Source organism: Salinispora vitiensis (assembly GCF_000378825.1).
Classification (GTDB): domain Bacteria; phylum Actinomycetota; class Actinomycetes; order Mycobacteriales; family Micromonosporaceae; genus Micromonospora; species Micromonospora vitiensis.
The window spans coordinates 3,730,241-3,754,608 of the sequence record NZ_KB900388.1 but is presented as its reverse complement, the minus strand read 5'-3'; the positions used below and the strand labels follow the sequence as shown (position 1 = coordinate 3,754,608).

Genomic DNA, 24,368 nt, shown 5'->3' with positions numbered 1-24,368 from the left:
GCCGTGGGCAAGAAAGTCTGGTGGTTTTCCGACGCCGTGTTGGCCGTCACAAGAGCCTGCCGGCTGGTGACCAGAGGGCTCGGGAGTAACCCCGAAGCCGGCGAACTCACGGGCGCACCCCGACTGCACGATCACGTAGGGTCGAGCTCGTGGGACGAATCGACGATATTGCGAACCGGTACGTGGCGGAGTGGGCCGCGCTGAGCCCGACCGGCGCCACCTACGTCGGCATCACCGGCCACGACGACCGCCTCGACGACCTCTCGCCGGAGGGCTACGCCGCCCGTGCCGACCTGAATCGCCGAGCCCTCGCCGACCTCGACGGCGTGGAACCTCAGTCGCTGCCGGAGCAGACCGCGAAGGAGGCCATGCAGGAGCGGCTCGGCCTGGAGCTCGCCCGCTACGCGGCGGGAGAGGTCGGCCGGGGAGTCAACGTCATCACCAGCGGGGTGCACGAGCTCCGCTCCGTGTTCGACCTGATGCCGGCCGAGGGCGAGGAGGCCCAGGCCAACATCGCCGCGCGGCTCAACCACTTCGCCGGAGCACTCGAGCAGTACCAGACCACGCTGCGCGAGGAGGCCGCGGCCGGCCATTCCAGCGCGCGAGCCCAGCTGCTCGAGGTAGCCAAACAGTGTGACACCTGGGTGGACCCGGCCGGGGACAACTTCTTCCACGGGCTGGTCGAACGGCTGGGCGCGGGTGGCGCGCTCGGTGCCGAACTGCGCCGGGGTGCCACGACCGCCACCGCGGCGACCGCCGAGTTCGGCCGTTTCCTCCGGACCGAACTGGCCCCGCGGGGCAGGGCGAAGCAGGCCGCCGGCCGGGAGCACTACAAGCTGGCCTCACAGTACTTTCTCGGTGCCCGGATTGACCTAGACGAGACGTACGCCTGGGGGTTTGCGGAGCTGGCCCGGCTGGAGTCGGAGATGCGAACGGTCGCCGCGCAAATCGTCGGCCCCGGCGCCACCGTCGACGAGGCGGTGACGGCGCTGGACGCGGACCCGGCGCGGACCATCCGGGGCAAGGAGGCGTTCCGGGACTGGATGCAGAACCTCGCCGACAAGGCGGTCAGCGAGCTGCACGGCACTCACTTCGACATCCCGGAACAGGTCCACCAGATCGAGTGTTGCCTGGCACCGACGAGTGACGGCGCGATCTACTACACCGGCCCGAGTGAGGACTTCTCCCGCCCTGGCCGGATGTGGTGGGCGGTGCCGCAGGGCATCGACAACTTCTCCACCTGGCGCGAGGTCACCACCGTCTACCACGAGGGCGTTCCGGGCCACCATCTTCAGGTTGCCCAGACGGTACTCCGAGCCGATACCCTCAACCGCTGGCAGCGGCTGCTCTGCTGGGTTTCCGGGCACGGCGAGGGGTGGGCCCTCTACGCCGAGCGGCTGATGGACGAGCTGGGCTACCTCGGGGACCCGGGCGACCGGCTGGGCATGCTCGACGGCCAGGCGCTCCGCGCCGCCCGGGTGATCGTCGACATCGGCATGCACTTGGAGTTGACGATCCCGGCCGACAACCCGTTCGGATTCCATCCGGGTGAACGCTGGACGCCGGAGTTGGGCTGGGAGTTCATGCGGGCACACTGCCGGGTACCGGATGAGGTCCTGCGATTCGAGCTGAACCGCTACCTGGGCTGGCCCGGGCAGGCACCGTCCTACAAGGTTGGTGAGCGAATCTGGCTGCAGGCTCGCGCCGACGCCGAGGCGCGCAAGGGGGCGGAGTTCGACCTTCGGGAGTTCCACCGGCAGGCACTCGACCTGGGTTCGCTCGGCCTGGACCCGCTACGTCGGGCGCTCGCCCGAATCTGAGGGCGGACGCGGCCTGTCCCGATCTAGGTGCCGTCGCCCGGTTCGGGCGCGGACGCCGGTCAGTCCGGCCAGGACAGCCTCAGCGGGGCAGGAGCCCGGGTAGGGGCGGGCACGACCCGCCCCTACCCCCCGGGGTCAACATCCACGCCGCTAGCTCGGATTCTTGTCCACTTTGGTGTCTGCCGGACCGTCGGCGACGGATGCTCCGGCGGAGTGCCGACCTGCGGCGCCCCCGGCCGAAAAGAACAGCCAGAGGCCGACAGCCAGGGCGATCAGGCCGAGGACCGCGGCGGCGATCGGCGCCCAGAGCTTGACCAGACTGATCTGGAGCCGGTTTTTCTTAACCGACTCGACGGTGCTGCTGACGGTGTCTTCGGTGTACTTGAAGTCAGCATCGAGCAGTACGGTGGTGGGCCCGATGTCCGGATGCAGCTCCTTGCGCGGCTGGTCCCGTGCGTCGATCCAGACACCGGTTACCGGATCAACCCAGTACGTCCGGGTGTTGCTGTAGATGACCTTGCCGGTGGTGGCCTCCGGGGCGAAGGCACCCAGCAGCACCTGCAGGCTCTCCTCCGGGGTGTACAGCTCCTGCTCTTCGATCCGCTGCTCGTAGCGGTACACCTCGATACCCTCGACGGTCTCGGTGCCGACGAAGGCCGCCGGGAGCGCCTCCTTGAGATCTCGATCGAAGAGCGGATAGTCCTTCTTCTCCGCACCGAACGGGAACTTGTAGGTCAGCCCCGAGTATTCGACGTTGCCCCGCGGGGTCCCGTCGCTGTCGTCCTGCTTGAGCCACTGATCTTCCCAGGGGGCGGCGGTGCCGGAGACCCGGTAGAGAGCCAGTTGCGTGCTGTACGCGGTGATATCCCGGTCGTTGTCGGTCCGCTGCACCGTCTGGTAGACGTCCCAGATGACCGCGTCGCCCTTGAGTGCCTTCGGCAGCTCGTCCTTGGTGAGGCCGGGCTGGGGAAAAACCTCAATGGTGGACCGTAGATTCGCTCGTGGGACCTCGATCGTGAGCGCTTCCGCCTCGGCGGTGATCTGCAAGAACCGGGCGTTCTTCGCCTCTGCGACCGACGTCGTCGGCTCCAGGTCGTAGGGGAGCCTGGTAACGGCGGGGGCGACGTAGAGCGGCAACCCGACCGCGAGGACCAGCAACAAGATGCCGAGCCCGAAGAGCGCGGCACTTACCCGAAGCTTCACTCTTCCTCCTGTAACGCCTGCCGCCCCACGGCCTGTCGCCCAGGGCAATCGATCCATAACATGGCGGGAGGTTACTCCTCAGTCAACATTAAAGCGAACCCCCTGGATGTCCAGATGTCCGCAACCGTTACCTCGAACCCGCCCCTTCCTTCGACCACCGGCCGCCTGCCCGCCCTGGATGCGCTCCGTGCGATCGGCTCGGTAGCCGTCGTCGCCCACCACGTCGGATTCCAGACGGGCGTGAGCCTGAGCAGCCAGTGGGGCACCTGGTTGGCGCGGATGGACGTCGGTGTCGCCATCTTCTTCGTCCTCTCCGGATTCCTGCTCTTTCGGCCCTGGGTATCGAGTGCCGCCGCCGGGCTTCCCCGGCCCCGGGTTCGCCGGTACTTCTGGCGCCGCGCCCTGCGAATCCTGCCGGCCTACTGGCTGACGGTGCTGGTCTGCCTGATCGTGCTGCCGCAGAACCAGCCAGCTTCGGCTGGTGACTGGCTCCGCCACCTGACCTTCACCCAGATCTATCAACCCAATCAGCTCCGCGCGGGCCTCAGCCAGACCTGGAGCCTCGCCACCGAGGTCGCGTTCTACCTGGTCCTGCCGCTGGTCGCGGTGCTGGCCGTGGGCCGGTCCTGGCGTCCGGTCCGCACCCTGGTGCTCGCCGCCGGGGGCGCCCTGCTGACTGCCGGGTGGCTCATCCTGATGGGGCTTGGCGTCGTTGGCACCGCCGTCCACACCATGTGGCTGCCCTCGTACGCGGCCTGGTTCTGCGGCGGCATGGTCCTGGCGGTGGCGCATGTCGCCCTCCGGAGCGGGACGGGCCCGGCCGCTCTGCGCATCCTCGACGACCTCGCCGCGGCGCCAATCGCCTGCTGGGCCGCGGCCGTGGGACTGCTGGCGATCGCGACGACGCCCATCGCCGGCCCACTGGACCTCGTCGAGCCGACCGTCGCGGAGTTCGCCGTGAAGCTCACCCTCTATCTCGCGGTCGGAACCCTGATCATGATTCCGGTGGCGTTCGGCGAGCGAAAGACCCGGATCCACCAGGCCTTTGGCAGCACCTCCGCCCGCTGGCTCGGCCTCGTCTCGTACGGGCTGTTCCTCTGGCATCCGCTGGTGATCGAAACGATCTACGTCGTGGGAGACCGTCCACTGTTCACCGGGGGATTCCTCGAGACCTTCACCCTCACGATGGCGGGTGGGTTGGTGTTGGCGGCGGCGAGCTACTACGGCGTCGAACGCCCGGCCCAGGCCCTCGGTGACCGCCGCCGCCCTCGACCGACCACCCCTCAGCCCGAGAGCAGAGTGCCGACGGTCAATTCACCACATTGACCCAGATATTTTAACCTAGGCATTGCCTAGCCGGCTCTCGAGCTTTAGTGTGGCGCTAAATTACTCGAGAGTAGGGATCACGTGGAGCACTTTTCCGCCACCGCCGGACATGTGCTGTTCCTCAACTGGCGGGACACCCGGAACCCCGAAGGCGGTGGATCCGAAGTATACGTTGAACGGATTGCCGCAGAGCTGGTAGCCCGCGGCTTCCGAGTCACACTGTTCTGCGCCGCACATCGTCAGGGCCCCCCCGACGAGGTCAACGAGGATGGGATTCGGCTGGTCCGACGCGGTGGACGGCACACCGTCTACCTGTGGGCCGCCTTCTGCTACCTCGCTGGCGCCCTCGGCATCGGCCCCCTGTCCCGCCGACACGGCGGCCGACCGAACGTGCTCGTGGATGTCTGCAACGGCCTGCCATTCATGACCCCCCTATGGGCTCGTCGACCGATCATCAAGCTCATCCATCACATACACCGTGAACAATGGCATGTGGTACTTCCGGCATGGGCAGCCCGGTTTGGCTGGTGGGTGGAGTCATCCTTCGCCGTATTCGTCTACCGGCGCTGCCACCACATCACCGTCTCCGACGCCACCCGTCAGGAGCTGATCCAGCTCGGCGTACCCGCGGAGCAGATTTCCGTGGTGCACAACGGCACCCCGCCGCTCCCGCACACCGACACGGAACGCGCAGCCTCCCCGCTGCTCGTCACGCTCAACCGACTGGTCCCGCACAAACGCGTCGAGGTGGCACTGCAGGCGGTCGCCACCCTCGCCGATGAGCTGCCGCAGCTGCGGCTGGTCGTCGCCGGCCAGGGCTGGTGGGAAGGGCAGCTCCGCGAAGTCGCCCACGACCTGGGCATCACCGACCGGGTGGAGTTCCGGGGATTCGTTACGGAGGAGGAGAAAGCGGCCCTCCTCGCCTCGGCCTGGGTGGCGCTCACCCCGTCCCTGAAGGAAGGGTGGGGTCTGACCATCGTGGAGGCGGGATCTGCGGGTGCTCCGACCGTCGCGTTCCGCAACGCGGGCGGCGTGGGCGAGGCGGTGGTGGACGGCCAAACGGGGCTTCTCGCCGACGACGTGGACGACTACGTGGCGAAGGTGCGTACCCTCCTGCACGACCACGAGCTACGGCAACAGCTGGGTACGGCGGCCCGGGAGCACGCGGCGGCCTTCACCTGGCCGGCGGCCGGTAGCCGCTTCGCCGCCCTACTGGAAAGCACGGAGTCGCCCCGCCAGAAGCGTTCACGGGGCGCCCCGTCCTACCTGCTGCCGTAGATCGCGGGTGTGTAAGGGTCCGGCTCGTTGGCCTGCTTGGCCTTCTCGACGAGCTCTTCGGCCTTGGAAACCGCCTCCTCCTCGGTGGCGGTCGTAGCGGCTGCCAGCCCAGCGAGAGACAGCATCCCGAGCACCGCCGCCGTCAGGCCGGTGACGACCAGGGTCACGGCTTTATGCATGCCAATCCTCCAATGTCTGAACCTCGGAGCGGAGGTTACCACGCAGTAGCACACCCGCGTACCGGCGAAACAGGGCAGCGATGACCACCACAACGGCGATAGCCAGCGCCACCACCACCACCCACCGAGCCGGGGCGGCCAGCACCGGACTCGGCGGTACGGCGGGGTTGCGATACAGCGCCAGAAACGCGCCCTGGTGCACGGGCTCGAGGCCAGTGAGGGTAGCCGGATCCACCTGGTCCACCCGGTGTCGCTGGACCAGTACCCAGCGCACCCCCGTCTCCGCCGCCGGCCGTCCCGCCCCGAGCAAGTGCCGGATCTCCCGCAGGCGCGGGTTTTCACCGGTCACCGCCACGTCGCCGACCCGAAGCGTGTCGTCAACCAGGACCGTCGCCGGTAGGTAGCGCGGGGCCGGGTCCAGCACGGTCCGCCCGTCATTCCACGGGTACGCGCGGTAGCCGCTCAACGGCAGCGCCAAGACCTCCCCACCGGGGTCGGCGGCCAGTCGCCCCGCCACCACCTGCCAGTCCGCCGGGTAGCTGACCGGCCACAGCCGACCCGCGCCGCCGAACGCGAGATCCGGCATCGCCGCGACCGGCAGTAGCAACGCACCACCCAGCACCACCCCCGCCACCTCCCGGTTCATCCGCTCCACCCGGGTCACAAGCCGCTCGGCGCCCAACGCCACACACACCACCAGCAGCAACGCGTACGGCGCCAGGAACTTCTGCCCGTCGCGAAGCAGCCCGGCCCCCGGTAGCTGCGCCACCGCCCACCGCAGTACATCAGCGGCCCCCGGCGCCGTACCCAGCGCGGCGAGCAGGAAACCGACCCCCGCCAGGACCAACAGCCGGGCCGAGACGTCCGGCGACGTCCGCCGCCGCAGTAGGCCAAACCCGGCGGCGGCCAGGGCCAGCAGCACCAGGGTCACCAACGGCACCAGGGGAAGTCCTCGGCTCGCCGGAGTGGCCTGCGCGCTCCAGATGCCCCCGGTGCCGGCGAGCGCGGCGAGCGGACCCGCCCAGTTCTCGCCCCGGGCGGCGAAGGCGGCCACTCCCGCCGGGTCGGAGGTGCCGCCCGCGTCGGTCACCAGGGCAGCGGTCACCCACGGGGCGTTGAGCAGGGCGACCCCCACCACCGCGACCGTCGACCCCCGCCAACGCCCCCGCCGCGGTGCGAGCAGCGACACCACACCGAACGCGATCAGACCACCGGTCGGGGTGATCGCAGCCGGCGCGGCGGCGAGCAGCACTCGGGCCACCGCACCGGCCCGCCCGGCCCGCAACTCCAACACGGCCCGCACCAGCCACGGCAGGGCGGCATAGCAGACCAGCAGCCCCCACTGCCCGATCAACAACCGCTCGGCCAGGTACGGCGTCCAGGCGTAGCCGACCGCGGCGAGCAGCCGAACCCCGGCCCGTTCGGTCGGCACCAGGCGCCCGGCACCAACCGCCGCCAGCAGGACCGCCCCGCCCAATGCGATCCGCTGCACCACCCAGCCCGGGACAAGCTGGGTGAGCACCGAGACCACGGCGTCCATCGGCACCGCCCGCGGCAGGCCCTGCGCCGGCGCCACGAGATCCCAGGTGAGCGGCTGCCGGGGCACGAACACCATGTCGTAGCGCAACACGTAGCCCGGTGCCGCCAGTGGGGCGAGCACTATCGCCGTCACCACCGCCGCGACGCCGTACAACAGGAGCCGGTCTCGAACCACCCGGGCCCGATCGACTGGTCGGTCACCCACTCACGACGCCGGCACCACCCGCCCGACAGTGATCAACCTGGTACAGAGGGAGATGTCCGGAGTGCTGATGGTGACCTCGACGGCGTCCCCCGCGCCGCGCAACGGGAAATACAGCTGATTCAGTCCACTCCGTACCGGGATCTCCCGGGTTGCCTCGCCCAGGCGCAGGGTCACGGTCGCGTCACCGGAGCTCAGGTAGCCGAACTCCACCACGTACGGCCACTCCTCGACCGGCACTTCCAACGGAATCCGGGTCGTTCGCCCGCTCTCCACCAGGTGCCCGCAGTCGGGCACCGGGCCCGGCAGGACCTTGACTCCCTCGATTCGGACCGGCCGGATTCGACCCTCCGCGTCGAAGGTAACCGGCAGCTCGGCCACCTCGACGAACTCCGGCTGGTGCTCCGCCGGGCGGAAAAAGTGCGACTGAAGGTTGTCCGGCCAGAAATAGCCGGCAACGACCCGGTCGGGAACGATCGTGTCCAGGAAAACGGTGTCCGGTGGCGCGGCGGCCAGCTCGGCCTGCGTCGTGGCGAGGTATTCCCGGCCATGCTTGGTGCTCCAGTTGTCGCCAAACGTGACGGTGCTCCACACCGTACCGAGCCCGACCGCGACCAGGACAGCGATCGCCGCCCGACCAACCGCGAACGAGTCGAGCGCCCACGGAATCCCCGGTAGCGGCCGCGGGACGTACCCGTCCTGCTCGCCGGCATCCCGAAGCCCGAACAGGGCTACCCCGACGCAGATCGCGGCGACCGGAACCACATCAGCCACGAAACGCGGGACCGTGCCCACCATCGGGCCGAGCGCACCACCCAGGCGGGTCACCGCGAAGAGCACCGCGACCAGGCCGAGGTAGGAGGCCAGCAGCAGCCAGGCCCGCGCCGCCGACCGGCGCCGACGGACGGTCACCACAACCAGGGCCGCCAGCACCAGCCATGACAGCCACATCGCGACCGGATAGGGATCCACCAACGGCGGCCCGTCACCGGCGTACGTCCACCGCCACGGCCCCCCGAGCAGGCCCGGCACAACGGTCGCACCGACCAGGTCACCGAGGAAGGTAAAAGCCTGACCAGCTGAGGTCACCTGGTCCAGCGCACGAGCCGGTCGGGTCAGGTAGAACGCCAGGTAGGCCCCGGAGAGCGCGGTAAGTAACAGCCAGACCGGCCAGTGCCGACGTACCGCCGTGACCACGCTTCGCCGCGGCGCGCCGTCGGTGAAAAGGAAGAGGGTCAGCAGGAACAACAGCGGCGCGATCAGCAGCGCCTTTGGGTCGAACAGCAGGCCGAACAGCAGCCACACGACGACCATCACGAGGTGCCGGCGGCGGCCGGTGCGCACGTACCAGACCTGGGCCCGCACCGCCAGGACCAGCGCGAGCTGCACCGGCAACAGGAGCAGCCCGACCAGCCACAGCGACGACACCTCCAGCGTCAGCGGGCTGAACAAGAAGAGGGCCAACGGGACCAGCAGACCCCAGCCCGGCCGCAGCAGGTCGCGCAGCAGCCGATAGACGGCGACGCCAACGGCCGCCTGCCCCACCGCCAGCATCAGCACCCAGGGCCAGCTGACGAAACCGGCTACCCGCACCATCAGCCACGCTGTCAACAGGCCGCCGGGCATCAGGTGGTTGTTGAAGGTTCGCAGCAGGAAGTCCGCGTCCAACCGGGCATCAAGGGCCTGGGCGGCGATGACGAACTCGTCCTGGGAGAACCAGCCCCGCGTGGCGAGGCCGGCCCGCCAGGCGACCGACACCACGATGAGGGCTATCGCCACCGCTCCGACCTGGTCCGGACGAAACCGTCGAACGAACGTTTTCGGGCCGCCGGACTCCGACGCAGCGGGCTCTGCAGTCGCCACAGCCCCAGCCTCTGGCATTGACATGCTCGGCAGCCTGCCACACGCTTACACGCCGTGGGGGTGGCCATCCATCCACATTCGTCTTGCCAACCGTTGCCGCCTCCCCGCCCACCCCGGTCCCGGCCACGTCGTCGACCGTCGTCGGCTGCCGGTACCTGTACCCCGGCGGAACAGGAGCGACATGCGTGCAGAGGTGACCAGTGGCGCCGGCGCACGGCCGAATCGAGCCCGACGGCTGGACCAGAGATTCCGGCACCTCGCCATCTGCGTTGTCCTCACCGCCCTCGCCTTTCAGCAGGCACCCGGGCTGATCGTCCCCGACACCAAGGTCGACCTAAACGTCAATCCCGCCGGGTGGCTGCTCCGCTCACTGCATCTCTGGGACCCCACCGGCACCTTCGGCCAGCTGCAGAACCAGGCATACGGGTACCTCTGGCCAATGGGTCCGTTCTTCCTGGGGGGGTCAGAGCTTGGCCTGGCACCGTGGGTGATTCAACGGTTGTGGTGGGCGCTGCTCTTCTGCGTCGCCTACCTGGGTGTGGTGCGGCTGGCCGGCAGCCTCGGCATCGGCTCACCCGCCGGACGCATGATCGCCGGCATCGCCTTCGCCCTGTCACCCCGGATCCTCACCCAACTCGGCTGGTCCTCGGTCGAATCCTGGCCCAGCGCGGTGGCGCCGTGGGTACTGATCCCCCTGGTCGGCCTCGCCCGAGGTACGCCCCTACGTCGGGCGGTCGCGGGGTCGGCACTCGCCGTGGCCTGTGCGGGCGGGGTCAATGCGACCGCCGTGTTCGCGGTGGTGCCGCTCGCTCTGCTCTGGCTCGCCACCCTGGCACCAATCCGCCGCCGGATCACCGCGATCGCCGCCTGGTGTGGCGCGGTCGCCCTGGCCACCGCCTGGTGGCTGGTGCCACTGCTCATTCTCGGGCGGTACAGCCCGCCGTTTCTCGACTACATCGAAACCGCCCAGAGCACCACCAGCGTGACCGACGCCGTGACGACGCTCCGCGGCACCTCCTACTGGGTGGCGTACTTGGCCTCCCCGGTCGAGCAGGCCATCCCCGGCGGCGCCCGGTTGGCCACCGAGCTTGGGCTGATTCTCGCCACGCTCGCCGTCGCCGCCCTGGGTGTACTGGGGCTTTCCCGGCGCGGGATGCCGCACCGCCGCTTCCTCATCACCGGCCTGGTGCTCGGCGCCGCGGTGGTCGGGCTGGGACACGCCAGCGACCTCCCCAATCTCCTCACCGGAGGACAGCAACAGTTCCTCGACGGGGTGGGCGCACCACTGCGGAACACCCACAAGTTCGACGTCCTGCTCCGGCTACCACTGGTGCTCGGACTGGCCCACCTGGTGGGCCTGGTCGGGCAGGCAGCCCGTACCGCGCCCGCCGCACGACGCCGGCCGGCTATCGCGCGGGCCTGGATCACCACCGGCGTGACCATGGTTGCGGTCGCGGCGGTCGCCAGCCCGACGGTCGTCGGCGGACTCGCCACTCCGGGAAGCGCGCGGGAAGTACCCCAGTACTGGCAGGACGCCGCCGACTGGCTGGACGCGAACACCGGCCCGGGACGGGTGCTCGTCGTCCCCGGAGCCCGCCGGCCCGCCTACGACTGGGGCAGCACCACTGACGAGATCGTCCAACCGCTGCTGGAGAGCAGCTGGGCGGTACGCAACTCGATCCCCTTCACCCCGCCCACCACGATCCGACTCCTGGATGCGATCGAGGCCACGCTCAGCTCCGGCGCCGGTTCGGCGGGCCTCGCCGACCTCCTCGCCCGCTCCGGGGTCAGCCACGTCCTGTTCCGCGCCGACCTCGACCACGGCCGCTCCGACACGACCCGCCCCGCCGTGGTTCGCCAGGCCCTGCAGCGCTCACCGGGGCTGACCCGGGTCACCACCTTCGGCCCGGTTCGGGGTGGGCCGGAGGCGGTGGACGAGCGGCGCGACCAGGGGCTCGATGTGCCCGGACGGGCGCTCGAGGTCTACCAGGTCAACCGCCGGGTGGAGCCGGTCGTCGCCTACGACCGGCGGGATGTCGCGACCGTCGTCGGTGGCCCGGAATCCCTGCTCGACCTCGCTGCGGCGGGCCTGTTGAGCCCCGCCCCCACGGTCCTGGCCGGCGACGCGGAAGCCGACGGCGCGAATACCGGCGACCCGAATACGGGCGACGCGAATACGGGCGACGCGGAAGCCGACGGCGGCTACGGTCCGGTCGCGATGACCGACGGACTCCGGCGCCGCGAGGTCTCCTTCGGTCGGTCCCAGGACAACACCTCGCACACCCGTACCGCCGACGAGCCCCTCGCGCCGTCGATCCCCGCGCACGACTACCTGCCCGAGTGGGCCCCGGACTGGTACACAGTGGCCGAGTTCGAGGGCATCAGCGCGATCCGCGCGGCTACGGCACGCTCACAGGTCGACGTTCCCGGCGGTAACCGCTCCGAGCATCAGCCGTACGCGGCCATGGACGGTGACCCGACAACCTCCTGGCAGTCCGCTCCGTACCACCTCGGCGATCAACAGTGGATAGAAATAACGCTGGAAAACCCGACCAACGTCACCAGGGTGGAGCTCAGCTTCGACCTGACGGCCGACGTGGTGCCGACCACGGTGACCGTCACCGCCGGGTACGAGAGCCGGACCGTGGAGAGCTTCGGCGATCGAATGGTCTTCGACCTGGACGGCATCCACGCCACCCGCCGCGTCCACATCTCCATCGACGACACCTTCGCCCTCCGCCCGCTCGGTGCCGGGGTGGTGGGGATCTCCGAAATCAGCATCCCGGGCATCGAGACCAGTCGGACCCTCCGGCTGCCGGAAGCACCCGCCACCGACCGCCCGCCGGCCGTCGTCGTCTCCGCGGATCCCCGCACGCCCGCCTGCTTCCAGGTGGACGGGAAGCCGCACTGTTCCACCTACGCGATCCGCGGCTCGGAGGATGGACGCACGATCGACCGTACGCTCACCCTGCCCGCCGCCGGGACCTACGACCCGCAGCTATGGGCCCGCCCGACCGACGGCTCCGCCCTGCACGCGGTCCTAGACGAGGCGGTGACCGACGCGCAGGCACTGGGCCTGGCACCCGAGGTGAGCGCCTCGTCGACCGGCGTCCCGCACCCGACCCGCCGCCCCGGCGCGGTGTTGGACGGGGACCCGGCCACCAGCTGGTCACCGGCGACCAGCGATGACGCCCCGATCCTGCGCCTCACCTGGCTGAAGCCCCAAGAGATCAGCGGCCTCCGCTTCGCCGTCGACCCGGCCGTCGCCGCCACCCGGCTCGGCAGCGTACGGGTGATCGCCGACGATGGCATCCGTGGCGGCCTGCTCGGCGAGGACGGGGTGCTGGCCCTGGATCCGCCGATCCGCACCAAAGAGCTCACCATTCAGTTCCTCGACCAGCCCTCCGTCACCAGCATCGATCCGTACGGATTTCGGTTGCCCGAGCCGCTGCCGATCGCGGTCGGCGAGCTCACCGTGCTTCCAGGCGCCCCCTCCAGCCCCGCGGACCTGGACACACCGTTGAAGCTGGACTGCGGCTCCGGTCCAACGCTGACGATCGGCGAAGAGACCGTGACCACCGCCCTACGCGGCACGATGCGGGACCTCCTGGAATTGCGGGAGGTACCGGCCGAGCCGTGCGGCACCGACACCGAGTTACCGCTTGCCGCCGCCGAACACCGCCTCGTCGCCACCGCCAGCCGGTTCGCCACGCCGAGCCGGGTCGCTCTCGTACCGCAGCAGCACACGGACGTGCTGGGCCCGAGCGCCCTCGAGGTCACCGCCTGGGATGCGACCGAGCGGCGGGTACAGGTCGCCGAGTACGCCGGCGAACGGGTACTCGCGGTGCGGGAGAACACCAACCAGGGCTGGCAGGCCACGCTCGCCGGCGAGCCACTGCGCCCCGTGGTCGTTGACGGCTGGCAGCAGGGCTGGGTGCTACCCGCCGGCGCGGCGGGCGAGGTCGTCCTCCGCTTCACCCCGGACCGCCCGTACCAGGTGGCGCTCCTGACCGGCGGCGTCCTCCTCCTGGGCGTCGCACTCCTCGCACTGCTCCCCGAACGTCGCGGCGGCGGACCGGCCCGGCCGACCCAGCGACCGCGACGCCGGGCCCTCCGCTCCCTGCCCCTGCTGGCGGTCGGCGCGACCGCCCTGATCCTGCTCGGCGGCCTCGTCGGCGGGGCACTCGTCGCCGCCGGAGTCCTTCTCGCCCTCCCCGGTGCGCTGCGCGAACCGCGGCCGACCGACCCCCGCTGGGTACGGCTCGCCCCCCGGTTCGTCGAGACCTGGCTTCCCGCCGGCCTCGTCCTGCTCGCCGGCTGGGCGTACCTGGACGCCACGCAGCGGCACACCGCCGCCCTTCCGCAGCTCCTGATGGTTCTCGCCCTCGGCACCCTCTGGTTGTCGACCTGCCTTCGACGCCGGTCCGTCCACCGCGCTCCCCAGCGCCCCGACCCGGTACCGCCGGCGGCGGATGCGCCCGTGCCGCCGGCGGACGGTGTCACCCCGGACGCCGGCCGGCGGGAATCCGACCCTTCGGGAACCGTGTGAGCCGGCGAACCAACGATGTGGACGGCTCGGGGACGCGCTCCCCGAGCACCGGCGTCCGGGCACTCGGCACCGCCGGCCTGGCCGTGACCGCCGCGGGGCTGCTGGGCAACGGACTCGCCTACCTGGCCCCGGTGCTGGCCGCCCGCCAGCTCGGCTCCGCGGAGCTCAGCGCGCTCGCCACCACGCTCGGCCTGATCGCCATCGCGAGCGTGCCGGGATTCGGCCTGCAGCTCGCCGTCGCCGTGCACCACGCGCGGCACGGTCCCACCCAGACCCACCGGGCAGCCCTGTTGACCGCCGCCCTCTGCGCGTCCGCCCTGATTCTCGCCACCCCGTTACTCGTCAGAGGCTTGCGTCTTCCGGTCGAGGTGCTCCTCCTCTCCGCGGTCACCACGGCCGCCATCGTGCTCTCCTGCCGGACGTTGGGGGAGCTCCAGGGCGGGCAACGGTTCGTTCGGCTGGCCATCGCCATGGCGCTGCTGGCCGCCGGGCGGTACGGCGGAGTGCTGATCGGTCTGCTGCTGGATGCCGGCCTAACCGGATCCCTGCTGCTCGGGGCCGGGACCGCCGCGCTCACCCCGGTCGGGCTGGCCGCCCTGGCCCGGTCGGCCGCCTCGCGGATCTCCACCACGGCGCCGCCGCTGAATGCCGGCCAGATCCTGACCGGCTGTGCCGCGATGCTCGCCATGCTCGTCGTCTCGTACGTGGACCTCTTCCTCGCCCGTCAGCTCCTGCCGGCCGACGACTCCGGCGGGTACGCGGTGGGGACGGTGTTGACCAAGGGCGCGCTGTGGGCGCCGCAGGTGGCCACCGTGCTCGCCCTACCCCGGCTGGCCCACGACGATCGGTTCAGTCGGGCCGTCGCGCTCGCCGTGACCGCTGGCTGCGGCGTACTGCTGATTCTCGGCTCGACGTTCGCCGGCACCCTGGCCTTCCAACTCGCCGGCGGCCCGGACTACATCCACCTGGGCCCGCTAGCGCCGCTCTTCGCCGCGGTCGGAGCGCTCTGGGCGGTCGTTTTCGTCCTGCTGAACGCGGCGGTCGCCACTGGTGTCCGTTGGCCCGCCGCGCCGCTGTGGGTGGGCAGCGTCCTGCTGACGGCGGTCGCGCTGTGGACCGCGCCACGGACCGTCGCCGGGCTGCTCTGGCCCACCCTGGGAGCCGCCGTGGTCACGACCCTGGTCATGACGCTCCGTACGTGGCGGTCGACCCCAGCGCGTGCCGACCCGCCGGTGCCGGCGCCGCGGCGGGCGTCAGCGGGGAGCTGACCCGGCTGTTTCCTCCTCGGCCAGCCAGCCGGTGAGCAGGTGGTGACCGATCGAGTCCCGCCGGCCAAGCCGCTGGCCTGCCGCCGCCCGCTGACGCAGCTCGGCGCGAGTGAACCAGCGCGCCTCCAGCAACTCGACCCCGTCCACCCGGATCTCGTCGGATTCGGCGGTGGCCCGGAAGCCCACCATCAGCCCCGCCGGAAACGGCCAGGCCTGCGACCCCTGGTACGTCACGTCGGTCACTAGGACGCCCGCTTCTTCGGCCACCTCGCGCCGGACCGCGTCTTCCAGCGTCTCCCCCACCTCGACGAAGCCGGCGAGGGTCGAGAACGCGTTCTCGGCCGCCCCGGCGTGCCGGGCCAACAGGCAACGGCTGGGCGAGCCCGCTGTCTCCACCAGCACAATGATGGCGGGCTCGATCCGGGGAAAGTACAGCCGGGCACAGCCCGGATCCGTGCACCGCCGCGCATGCCCGGCATCTTGGAGGTTGGTGGCCGCACCGCACGCGCCGCAGTACCGCTGCTGCCGGTGCCAGTGCAGCAGACCACGCGCGTACCCCTGGATGGCCGCCTCGGCCGGGCTGAGCCGCCCGACGAGCCCGCGCACCCCCACCACCCGCGTCGCCCCGGCGGCCGCCAGTGCGGCGTCCTCAGTGAGCTCGGAGAGGTCCGCCGCGAAGACCGCCCGCCCCGCCGCGAACCCGAGGAAGACCGTCTCCGCCGCGGCGGCGCGGACCCGCTCCGCTGCGTCACCGCTCAGTTGCACCGGTACCGCCTCGTTGACCAGGCAGTGGTCCTGCCACAGCGGCAGCACCCTGGTGTCTGCCCCGCCCAGCAGTTGCGCCAACCGTTCCGGATCGGCGCGGAGGGCACCGGCCCGGTCCACCCAACCACCGCCGTACGCCAGGGCCGCCTCGTCCTCCCGCATGGACCCCACCGTACGGAACCCCGCGCTACGTGGTGCTGGGCGGACCCATCTCGCTCGCGGCCGTCGCACGTCCGGACTGATCCGCGAGGATCTCGAAGTCGCGACACGCGACGCAGGACACGACCTGCCGCGACGGGCACATGTTGGTTACCGTAGTTTCCTTCCGGGTGTGATAACCGCCCGAGCGCGACGCCCCTAGTCGAGGTGACTGTGACCCTGTACGGCGACAAAGAGCTGCCCGCCGACGACCGGCCCACCGTGCAGGTAACCGCGGTGCAGTGGCCCGTGGAGGAGGCGGAACCCGCCAACCGGCAACGGGGCGGGAAGTGGTCCTTTCTAACTGGCGGGAAGTGGTCCTTTCCTCCCGGCGGGGGACGGGGCCGCCGCGCCTGGTTGCTGCTCGCCACCGGGGTCACCACTGTGGTGCTCGCCACCACAGTCGGCATCGGCACCTTCGCGTACGCCGGTGACATTGCCCGTGGCACGACGGTGCTCGGCACGGATCTCGGCGGGCAGAGCCAGGCTGCCGCGGTCGCGAGGCTGCACGCGGCGGTGGAGCAGCAGACCGCCAGGCTGACCGCCCCCCTGCCGGTGGTCGTCGGCCAACACACCGCGGAACTGGTGCCGGCCGAGGTGGGTCTCCAGGTTGACGTGGAGGCCACTGTGCGAGCCGCCATGCGGGTGGAGGCGCATGTCTTCGAACGCCTCGCCGGCTCCCGCGCCGTGCCACCGGTGGTGACGGTGGACGTGGAGAAGCTCGACGCGGCCCTCGAGGAGGTCTTGGGGGACCAGGGCCGCGAGATGACCATGCCCGGCATCACCTGGAGTGGCCTCACCCCGAAGGCAACCCACCCGAAGCCCAGCCTGGAGCTCGACCCGGAGCACTCCGCGCAGGCGGTGCGGGAGGGCTGGTTGAGCGACGATCCGGTCACCGTTCCGCTGGTCGAGACCTATCCGGTGACCACCGCCGAGGAGGTGGACCGGCTGGTGACCGAGTTGGCGAAGCCAGCCGTGGCGGCCCCGGTAACCCTGACGACGGACGAGGGCTCGGTGAGCATTCTGCCGGAGGCGATCGCGAAGAGCCTGCTGTTCACCGCCGACGAGGCCGGCACGTTGTCGGCGAAAGTCGACGTCGAACGACTCCGCTCCGCACTCGGCGACGACCTGGCCGAGGTCGAGGTGACCCCGAAGAACGCCCGGATGACACTGACCGACGGCAAACCGAAGATCATCGACAGCGAGGACGGGAAGGAACTCGTCACCGGCGAGCTCGGGGAGGCCCTGCTCGCGGTCCTACCGCAGTCGGGCGACCGCCGGGTGACCGGCACGCTCGAAACGAAGAAGCCGGAGCTCACCACGGAGAAGTTGGCCGGCCTGGGCATCAAGGAGAAGGTGTCGACCTTCACCACCCAGTTCCCCGGTGGGCTCTCCTCGCCCCGCAGCCAGAACATCATCACTGCCGCCAAGGACGTCGACAACACGCTGGTGCTGCCCGGCGAGACGTTCTCCTTGAACAAGCACACCGGCGAACGAAACTACGCAAAGGGCTACCAGGACGCTCCGGTCATTCTTAACGGCAAGCTCGTGCCGGGGGTCGGGGGCGGGGTCTCGCAGTTCACCACGACGCTCTTCAACGCCACCTACTACGCGGGGCTGGAGGATGTCGAACACAAGCCCCACTCGTACTATTTCAGCCGCTATCCGGCGGTCATTGAGTCCACGATCTTCTACCCAGATCTCGACTTCAAATTCCGCAACAACACCGAGTACGGACTCCTGATCGACACCTCCTACACGTCCAACAAGATCACCGTCTCGATCTGGAGCACAAAGATCTGGGACAACGTAAAGACGGAGTACGGCCCCCGCAGCAACATCACCAAGCCGAAGACTGTCTACCTGGAGCCCGGCCCGGACTGCATCGCCGCCAACGGCAGCGACGGGTTCAGCCAGAGTGCCTACCGAGTGTTCTACAAGGACGGCAAGGAGGCGAAGCGGGAGAAGTTCAGTTGGCGCTACTCCGCGGAGCCCCGCTTCATCTGCGGCCCGGAACCCTCCTGAGCCCCCGCACCCACCTGAACTGACCGGGCCCTGTCGGCATTGCGCCGCCAGGGCCCTCTCCTTGGGTCACCAAGGTTGGAGAGCAGGCCGGCCCCGTCATCGACAACGACCGCACAGGGCACCGAAACCACCCCGCAGGACACCGACGCACCGTGGCTGATGTCCTGGCCCGAGCCTGGCGGGCACCAGGAGGCGCGGCTGCTGTCGTCCCCGGCAGCCTGCAGTGCGTTTCGGCCCACCGACCGAAGACACGGCCCCGGCAACTGATCCGGCGGACCACGCCGGTGAGGCAGAGAACCGGGGGCGGTCGGGCCGACCACGCTCGACGAGCGGACGACCGGCACCCCAGCGAGGGTGAGCCCGCCCGCAGCTCAGATCAGCGCCGCCACGACCAACAACGCCACCCGCAGGCGCGCCACCCTCGAACGCCGAGACCGGTGGCTATCCGGCGGAGCCCGCATGGAACCAGGGAGGCGTCGGCGGACGGCCGCCAGGACGGTGTCGTCCCCATGGGAACGGGTCGGTTGGCACTGGCGGAGCCCGCAGGGTCGGCCCGCTGCCGGTGCCAGGCCGGTCGAAGCATTTCGGTGCTGTTGCCGGGTGCTGTGAACCCCGCGGGAAATGCGTTAAGGGCGGGAAATGCGTTAAGGGCCGACCCGGGTAGGGTCGGCCCTCAACTGAAGTTTTGCCCGGCGGTGTCCTACTCTCCCACACCCTCCCGAGTGCAGTACCATCGGCGCTGGAGGGCTTAGCTTCCGGGTTCGGAATGTAACCGGGCGTTTCCCCTCCGCCATGACCGCCGTAACACTTATCGACATATCAAACACACCCAACACCACAGGCAATGTTTGTTTGCCAAGAGTTACACAGTGGACGCGTAGCAACTTAGTAGTCAAGTCCTCGGCCTATTAGTACCGGTCAACTGAACCCGTTACCGAGCTTACATTTCCGGCCTATCAACCCAGTCGTCTAGCTGGGGGCCTTACCCCACCAAAGGTGGATGGGATACCTCATCTTGAAGCAGGCTTCCCGCTTAGATGCTTTCAGCGGTTATCCCTTCCGAACGTAGCTAACCAGCCGTGCCCCTGGCGGGACAACTGGCACACCAGAGGTTCGTCCGTCCCGGTCCTCTCGTACTAGGGACAGCCCTTCTCAAGTATCCTACGCGCACGGCGGATAGGGACCGAACTGTCTCACGACGTTCTAAACCCAGCTCGCGTACCGCTTTAATGGGCGAACAGCCCAACCCTTGGGACCTGCTACAGCCCCAGGATGCGACGAGCCGACATCGAGGTGCCAAACCATCCCGTCGATATGGACTCTTGGGGAAGATCAGCCTGTTATCCCCGGGGTACCTTTTATCCGTTGAGCGACACCGCTTCCATTCGCCAGTGCCGGATCACTAGTCCCGACTTTCGTCCCTGCTCGACCCGTCAGTCTCACAGTCAAGCTCCCTTGTGCACTTACACTCAACACCTGATTGCCAACCAGGCTGAGGGAACCTTTGGGCGCCTCCGTTACCCTTTAGGAGGCAACCGCCCCAGTTAAACTACCCACCAGACACTGTCCCTGAACCGGATAACGGTCCGAAGTTAGATACCCAAACCAACCAGAGTGGTATTTCAAGATTGCCTCCACATGCACTGGCGTGCACACTTCACCGGCTCCCACCTATCCTACACAAGCTAATTCGGATACCAATGTCAAGCTATAGTAAAGGTCCCGGGGTCTTTCCGTCCTGCCGCGCGTAACGAGCATCTTTACTCGTAATGCAATTTCGCCGGGCCTGTGGTTGAGACAGTGGGGAAGTCGTTACGCCATTCGTGCAGGTCGGAACTTACCCGACAAGGAATTTCGCTACCTTAGGATGGTTATAGTTACCACCGCCGTTTACTGGCGCTTAAGTTCTCCGCTTCGCCCCGAAAGACTAACAGGTCCCCTTAACGTTCCAGCACCGGGCAGGCGTCAGTCCATATACATCGAATTACTTCTTCGCATGGACCTGTGTTTTTAGTAAACAGTCGCTTCCCCCTGCTCTCTGCGGCCATACAACGCTCCAGCAGCACGTGCCTTCACGTCTCCGGCCCCCCTTCTCCCAAAGTTACGGGGGCAATTTGCCGAGTTCCTTAACCACAGTTCACCCGATCGCCTTGGTATTCTCTACCTGACCACCTGTGTCGGTTTAGGGTACGGGCCGCTCGGAACTCGCTAGAGGCTTTTCTCGACAGCATAGGATCACTGACTTCACCTGAATCGGCTCGGCATCACGTCTCAGCCACACGCGCCGCGGATTTACCTACGACACAGCCTACACGCTTACCCCGGCACAACCACCGGCCGGGCTCAGCTACCTTCCTGCGTCACCCCATCGCTTGACTACTACCCGCCAGGTTCCCACGCTCCCCCAGCACAGTCCGAAGACCACACCAAGCTCGGATGGTTAGCACAACGAGGTTCATCAGGGACGCTCCTTCGCGGGTACGGGAATATCAACCCGTTATCCATCGACTACGCCTCTCGGCCTCGCCTTAGGCCCCGACTCACCCAGGGCGGATTAACCTGGCCCTGGAACCCTTGGTCATCCGGCGGAAGGGTTTCTCACCCTTCATTCGCTACTCATGCCTGCATTCTCACTCGCACCGCGTCCACAACTCGATCACTCGGCTGCTTCACCCCCGGCACGACGCTCCCCTACCCATCCACACACCTACACACAACCCAAAGGCCATGCGAAGTACACGCGTGAATGCCACAGCTTCGGCGGTGTGCTTGAGCCCCGCTACATTGTCGGCGCGGAACCACTTGACCAGTGAGCTATTACGCACTCTTTCAAGGATGGCTGCTTCTAAGCCAACCTCCTGGTTGTCTATGCGACCCCACATCCTTTTCCACTTAGCACACGCTTAGGGGCCTTAGCTGGTGATCTGGGCTGTTTCCCTCTCGACTACGAAGCTTATCCCCCGCAGTCTCACTGCCGCGCTCTCACTTACCGGCATTCGGAGTTTGGCTGATTTCGGTAAGCTTGTAGGCCCCCTAGACCATCCAGTGCTCTACCTCCGGCAAGAAACACACGACGCTGCACCTAAATGCATTTCGGGGAGAACCAGCTATCACGGAGTTTGATTGGCCTTTCACCCCTAACCACAGGTCATCCCCCAACTTTTCAACGTTGGTGGGTTCGGCCCTCCACGCAGTCTTACCCACGCTTCAGCCTGCCCATGGCTAGATCACTCCGCTTCGGGTCTAGGACACGCGACTCTAACGCCCTATTCAGACTCGCTTTCGCTACGGCTCCCCCACCCGGGTTAACCTCGCCACATGCCACTAACTCGCAGGCTCATTCTTCAAAAGGCACGCCGTCACCCCTAAAGGCTCCGACGGATTGTAGGCGAACGGTTTCAGGTACTATTTCACTCCCCTCCCGGGGTACTTTTCACCATTCCCTCACGGTACTATCCGCTATCGGTCACCAGGAAGTATTTAGGCTTACCAGATGGTCCTGGCAGATTCACGGCAGATTACAGGAGTCCGCCGCTACTCGGGAACACCCACAGGAGACTGGCAGTTTTCACCTACCGGACTTTCACCGTCTACGGTCAGCCATTCCAGACTGTTCAACTAACCACCAGCTTTATAACTCCCCACACGAGTGTCAGCCCGTGCCGCAGGGTCCCACAACCCCAACCACGCAACCCCTGACAGGTATCACACGCAGCCGGTTTAGCCTCAATCCGCTTTCGCTCGCCACTACTCACGGAATCACAATTGTTTTCTCTTCCTACGGGTACTGAGATGTTTCACTTCCCCGCGTTCCCCCCATACACCCTATGAGTTCAGGTGCAGGTGACATCACATGACTGATGCCGGGTTTCCCCATTCGGACATCCTGGGATCACAGCTCGGTTGACAACTCCCCCAGGCCTATCGCGGCCTCCCACGTCCTTCATCGGCTCCTGGTGCCAAGGCATCCACCGTTCGCCCTTGACAACTTGACCACAAAGATGCTCGCGTCCACTGTGTAATTCTCAACAAACAACCAACCCGCAACCACCACCCCGCACCAGCAACACCAACCCCACCCCCAAAAGAGGCAAAACCAGCATCCGGTATACGAGACAAGCCACGCCAGGCAACACCGCCACCCCCGCAACACCACCAAACGGCAACATCACAGGAACAACGGCCCAAGAAACAACCACACGGTCATTCCTTCAGGACCCAACAGGGTGTCCAACGCCAACCCCAGCCGCATCATCAACCCCTTCCAACCACCCCCCGAAGAGAGCGTGTACAAGAGCATCAAACCGCTGCCAAAACTGACTAGCCAGTGTCTCCGACCAATGAGCACCCCATCACCCAACACAGGCAACCGAGGCTCCATACCGCCCTTCGACGGATGGCGCTCCTTAGAAAGGAGGTGATCCAGCCGCACCTTCCGGTACGGCTACCTTGTTACGACTTCGTCCCAATCGCCAGCCCCACCTTCGACGGCTCCCCCCACAAGGGTTAGGCCACCGGCTTCGGGTGTTGCCGACTTTCGTGACGTGACGGGCGGTGTGTACAAGGCCCGGGAACGTATTCACCGCAGCGTTGCTGATCTGCGATTACTAGCGACTCCGACTTCACGGGGTCGAGTTGCAGACCCCGATCCGAACTGAGACCGGCTTTTTGGGATTCGCTCCACCTCACGGTATCGCAGCCCATTGTACCGGCCATTGTAGCATGCGTGAAGCCCTGGACATAAGGGGCATGATGACTTGACGTCATCCCCACCTTCCTCCGAGTTGACCCCGGCAGTCTTCGATGAGTCCCCGCCATAACGCGCTGGCAACATCGAACAAGGGTTGCGCTCGTTGCGGGACTTAACCCAACATCTCACGACACGAGCTGACGACAGCCATGCACCACCTGTCACCGGCCCCGAAGGACCCCCCATCTCTGAAGGATTTCCGGCGATGTCAAACCCAGGTAAGGTTCTTCGCGTTGCATCGAATTAATCCGCATGCTCCGCCGCTTGTGCGGGCCCCCGTCAATTCCTTTGAGTTTTAGCCTTGCGGCCGTACTCCCCAGGCGGGGCGCTTAATGCGTTAGCTGCGGCACAGAGAACCGGAGAGGCCCCCCACACCTAGCGCCCAACGTTTACAGCGTGGACTACCAGGGTATCTAATCCTGTTCGCTCCCCACGCTTTCGCTCCTCAGCGTCAGTATCGGCCCAGAGACCCGCCTTCGCCACCGGTGTTCCTCCTGATATCTGCGCATTTCACCGCTACACCAGGAATTCCAGTCTCCCCTACCGAACTCTAGCCTGCCCGTATCGACTGCAAGCCCGCAGTTGAGCCACGGGTTTTCACAGTCGACGCGACAAGCCGCCTACGAGCTCTTTACGCCCAATAAATCCGGACAACGCTCGCGCCCTACGTCTTACCGCGGCTGCTGGCACGTAGTTGGCCGGCGCTTCTTCTGCAGGTACCGTCACAAACGCTTCGTCCCTGCTGAAAGAGGTTTACAACCCGAAGGCCGTCATCCCTCACGCGGCGTCGCTGCATCAGGCTTCCGCCCATTGTGCAAGATTCCCCACTGCTGCCTCCCGTAGGAGTCTGGGCCGTGTCTCAGTCCCAGTGTGGCCGGTCGCCCTCTCAGGCCGGCTACCCGTCGCCGCCTTGGTAGGCCATTACCCCACCAACAAGCTGATAGGCCGCGAGTCCATCCCAAGCCGAAAAATCTTTCCACCAACCACCATGCGGCAGCCAGTAATATCCGGTATTAGCCCCGGTTTCCCGGGGTTATCCCAAAGCCTGGGGCAGGTTACTCACGTGTTACTCACCCGTTCGCCGCTCGAGTACCCCGAAGGGCCTTTCCGCTCGACTTGCATGTGTTAAGCACGCCGCCAGCGTTCGTCCTGAGCCAGGATCAAACTCTCCAACAAAAACTTGAAGAAAATCCCAGCAACAAAAAACAATTTGCTGCCAAATTCAAGCCCAAGCCAACCCACCAAACAGCAGGCCAACCCAGACCAAAACGGCACTGGCTTTCCAAACACCCTGTTGAGTTCTCAAAGAACAACCACACACCATCAGAACCCCAAACCAGGGCCCCTCCGGAGGCAACCGCTCCAGCCTGCCACTCTCGCGTCAGGCACTTTTACTACTTTAC

11 protein-coding genes and 3 rRNA genes are annotated in these 24,368 nt (G+C 67.4%); 6 read left to right on the top strand and 8 right to left on the bottom strand.

All coding sequences use genetic code 11. The annotated features are described in order from the left end of the window. Positions 1-149: 149 nt before the first annotated feature. Positions 150-1,820, top strand: a complete 1,671-nt coding sequence (locus tag SALPAC2_RS0117755; protein ID WP_018217980.1) for a DUF885 domain-containing protein — start codon at positions 150-152, stop codon at positions 1,818-1,820. A 150-nt stretch (positions 1,821-1,970) separates the two neighbouring features. On the opposite strand, the gene SALPAC2_RS0117750 is transcribed toward SALPAC2_RS0117755, so the two are convergent. Beyond that, on the bottom strand, positions 1,971-3,023 hold the full coding sequence (locus tag SALPAC2_RS0117750; protein WP_018217979.1) for a DUF3068 domain-containing protein: 1,053 nt from the start codon (positions 3,021-3,023) through the stop codon (positions 1,971-1,973). Between the two features lie 114 nt (positions 3,024-3,137). On the opposite strand from SALPAC2_RS0117750, the gene SALPAC2_RS0117745 reads away from it, so the two are divergent. After that, entirely contained in the window at positions 3,138-4,349 is a 1,212-nt protein-coding gene (locus tag SALPAC2_RS0117745) for an acyltransferase family protein (RefSeq protein ID WP_018217978.1), read from the top strand. Between the two features lie 81 nt (positions 4,350-4,430). Then, entirely contained in the window at positions 4,431-5,627 is a 1,197-nt protein-coding gene (locus tag SALPAC2_RS0117740; protein WP_018217977.1) for a glycosyltransferase family 4 protein, read from the top strand. On the opposite strand, the gene SALPAC2_RS0117735 is transcribed toward SALPAC2_RS0117740, so the two are convergent. Genes SALPAC2_RS0117735 through SALPAC2_RS0117725 form a run of 3 tightly spaced genes read right to left on the bottom strand, consistent with a single transcriptional unit; the run spans position 5,612 to position 9,428 of the window. Beyond that, positions 5,612-5,806 (bottom strand): hypothetical protein, encoded by a 195-nt coding sequence (locus SALPAC2_RS0117735; protein WP_026184846.1) that lies wholly within the window; start codon positions 5,804-5,806, stop codon positions 5,612-5,614. The two genes, SALPAC2_RS0117740 and SALPAC2_RS0117735, sit on opposite strands and share 16 nt — an antisense overlap. After that, positions 5,799-7,550, bottom strand: a complete 1,752-nt coding sequence (locus SALPAC2_RS0117730; protein WP_018217975.1) for a hypothetical protein — start codon at positions 7,548-7,550, stop codon at positions 5,799-5,801. Before SALPAC2_RS0117730 ends, SALPAC2_RS0117735 begins: the two co-directional genes overlap by 8 nt. After that, positions 7,551-9,428, bottom strand: coding sequence for a hypothetical protein (locus SALPAC2_RS0117725; protein ID WP_050563125.1), 1,878 nt, complete (start codon positions 9,426-9,428; stop codon positions 7,551-7,553). Positions 9,429-9,591: 163 nt separating this feature from the next. On the opposite strand from SALPAC2_RS0117725, the gene SALPAC2_RS0117720 reads away from it, so the two are divergent. Together SALPAC2_RS0117720 and SALPAC2_RS0117715 are read left to right on the top strand one after the other, a co-directional pair. Next, positions 9,592-13,959 (top strand): alpha-(1->3)-arabinofuranosyltransferase, encoded by a 4,368-nt coding sequence (locus SALPAC2_RS0117720; RefSeq protein ID WP_018217973.1) that lies wholly within the window; start codon positions 9,592-9,594, stop codon positions 13,957-13,959. Beyond that, entirely contained in the window at positions 13,956-15,227 is a 1,272-nt protein-coding gene (locus SALPAC2_RS0117715) for a polysaccharide biosynthesis protein (RefSeq protein ID WP_018217972.1), read from the top strand. The genes SALPAC2_RS0117720 and SALPAC2_RS0117715 overlap by 4 nt, the downstream gene beginning before the upstream one ends. Here the strand turns inward: SALPAC2_RS0117715 and nudC are convergent. Next, positions 15,213-16,154, bottom strand: coding sequence for an NAD(+) diphosphatase (nudC, locus tag SALPAC2_RS0117710; RefSeq protein WP_018217971.1), 942 nt, complete (start codon positions 16,152-16,154; stop codon positions 15,213-15,215). The genes SALPAC2_RS0117715 and nudC overlap by 15 nt on opposite strands. 204 nt (positions 16,155-16,358) lie before the next feature. On the opposite strand from nudC, the gene SALPAC2_RS0117705 reads away from it, so the two are divergent. Beyond that, a complete protein-coding gene (locus SALPAC2_RS0117705; RefSeq protein WP_026184845.1) occupies positions 16,359-18,215 on the top strand; it encodes a VanW family protein in 1,857 nt (618 codons plus the stop codon). A gap of 687 nt (positions 18,216-18,902) precedes the next feature. On the opposite strand, the gene rrf is transcribed toward SALPAC2_RS0117705, so the two are convergent. The 3 genes from rrf to SALPAC2_RS0117685 all read right to left on the bottom strand — a co-directional run bounded on the left by rrf (position 18,903) and on the right by SALPAC2_RS0117685 (position 24,141). Then, positions 18,903-19,019 (bottom strand): 5S ribosomal RNA (gene rrf / locus SALPAC2_RS0117700). 84 nt (positions 19,020-19,103) lie between these two features. Next, positions 19,104-22,210, bottom strand: a 23S ribosomal RNA gene (locus tag SALPAC2_RS0117695). 415 nt (positions 22,211-22,625) lie between these two features. Next, positions 22,626-24,141: ribosomal RNA gene (locus SALPAC2_RS0117685) — 16S ribosomal RNA — on the bottom strand. Together the 16S, 23S and 5S rRNA genes form the textbook arrangement of a ribosomal RNA operon. Positions 24,142-24,368 lie beyond the last annotated feature (227 nt).